We start from the raw sequence: 530 nt of genomic DNA, 5'->3' as shown, positions 1-530 counted from the left end.
TAGACCACTATCCAACCCTAAATACTACTACTAGACCGATAGCGCACAAGTACCGTGAGGGAAAGGTGAAAAGAACTGAGGTGATCAGAGTGAAATAGAACCTGAAACCATTTGCTTACAATCATTCAGAGCCCTATGATTTATCAGGGTGATGGACTGCCTTTTGCATAATGAGCCTGCGAGTTGTGATGTCTGGCGAGGTTAAGGAAACCCGGAGCCGTAGCGAAAGCGAGTCTTAATAGGGCGTTTAGTCAGATGTTGCAGACCCGAAACGATGTGATCTATCCATGAGCAGGTTGAAACCGGTGTAAGAGCCGGTGGAGGACCGAACCCGCTAGCGTTGAAAAGCTATGGGATGACTTGTGGATAGGGGTGAAAGGCCAATCAAACATCGTGATAGCTGGTTCTCTCCGAAATATATTTAGGTATAGCGTCATGTAGTAACACTGGGGGGTAGAGCACTGAATGGGCTAGGGCATACACCAATGTACCAAACCCTATCAAACTCCGAATACCTAGTGTGTAATCAT

At 46.6% G+C, this 530-nt stretch carries 1 rRNA gene; it reads left to right on the top strand.

What is annotated here, in order from left to right:
- A 23S ribosomal RNA gene (locus CDOM16188_RS11125) occupies positions 1–530 on the top strand; the annotation flags it as partial.

It is taken from the genome of Campylobacter sp. RM16188 (assembly GCF_012978795.1).
GTDB lineage: Bacteria > Campylobacterota > Campylobacteria > Campylobacterales > Campylobacteraceae > Campylobacter_A > Campylobacter_A canis.
Note: the sequence above shows the minus strand (reverse complement) of the source record. Positions and strands in the feature narration are given on the sequence as shown.